Raw genomic sequence first — 1,305 nt, 5'->3', positions numbered from 1 at the left:
ATGTGTTATATTGTCGTAGCTCAACAACCTGTACTTGCAATGTTTCATCTTGCTCAGGAACCTTAATGAATTCGATAATGTCTCCCACATTTATTTGTCTTCGCTTCTCGTCATTGAGACGAACTTCAACCTTTTTCCGTCCGCCTATGATAGATGCAAAACACTCTCCATAAAGACCCATTTGATGTATCACAAGCGTTCCCCTTTTTACCCGTTTGATAGCAGAGATGCTGCCCAACTATGCAACAATGCCAACGGGCTTTAATGAACACAATTACACATACTTGAGACAAATACGTATCTCATTTAACCCCGTCGTCGATATATAGACAGTTCGCCTCCAATAACGATTTGGTGCCTTCAGGATGGTATATAAGACGTTCATTAGCGACTTCAAAATTAACCCATTCCCGAAAGAAAGTATTGCTTGAAGATCCGATCAGAGTATGATGATGTAGAATTCGGCTTCCCATACCGACCTAAGTTCAATGACATCGGAACATCGAACTGAATGTTTATGCGCCGAGTGATGGTCGTGCGCCTTCAGGTTTCGCACCCGTTCGTATGTATTTTGAACCTGTAGGTTATTGACCAGATGAAAGAAGAATGCCCAAAACAAGCACTCCGGGCATCCTCTATACAACACAACTCATCCATAGCGATTACTTGATTTTGCGAGCCACCAGCACGGAATTGCTTTCAGAAGTTCGAACCTCGGTACAAAACAGGCGCTCATCGTTCATCCACTTCTCTCGCACGACATCGGGTTTGCCCCTCCACTCTTCTGGCCAGTGCTCAATGGGAGTGAAGTCATCCAGCAAGATAAGCCCATTAACCATCATTGCGTCAATCAAGTCATCTGCTTCCTCATGCTTGGCTGACTTCGCATCCACGAAAGCAAAATCGAATGGCCCGTAAGACAAAATCTGTTTCCAGTCTCCTTGAAGAACGTGAACATTTGGAACCCCTTCAAAAATCTTGCTCACAAGTTCTACTCGCTCACGCTCGAGTTCTACAGTGAAGAAAGTTGTGTTTGGCTCGATTCCTGATAGAATCCAGGCACTGCCCACTCCAAGTCCAGTACCGATCTCAGCAACTCTGGCATTAGGCTTGAGTCCACTAAAAATCCTCAGCAACTGTCCAACTTCCGGTAAGCAGGAATTTTGATATGCACGTTCCTTCGCTGTTTGCATCGCTTCTTCTACGATCATCGGCAGGGCATTATTAGTCTGGAGCACATCACCCAACCTTTCTCAATCAAATCATACCCAAATCGCGGTATTGAGGTATAATGATTGTAGCACA

Annotated in this window: 2 protein-coding genes; both read right to left on the bottom strand. The window is 44.6% G+C overall.

Going from position 1 to position 1,305, the window contains the following annotated elements; genetic code table 11:
• The coding region (locus AAC01S_RS19480; protein WP_157071305.1) for an ASCH domain-containing protein at nt 1-193 on the bottom strand (193 nt) is incomplete at its 3' end.
• 469 nt (nt 194-662) lie between these two features.
• Complete coding sequence (locus AAC01S_RS18445; protein ID WP_067625992.1) at nt 663-1,238, bottom strand: O-methyltransferase; 576 nt, start codon at nt 1,236-1,238, stop codon at nt 663-665.
• Between the last annotated feature and the right edge of the window lie 67 nt (nt 1,239-1,305).

Origin of the sequence: Alicyclobacillus acidiphilus NBRC 100859 (genome assembly GCF_001544355.1) — a bacterium.
GTDB classification, from domain to species: domain Bacteria; phylum Bacillota; class Bacilli; order Alicyclobacillales; family Alicyclobacillaceae; genus Alicyclobacillus; species Alicyclobacillus acidiphilus.
This window is presented reverse-complemented; position numbering and strand designations above follow the sequence as displayed.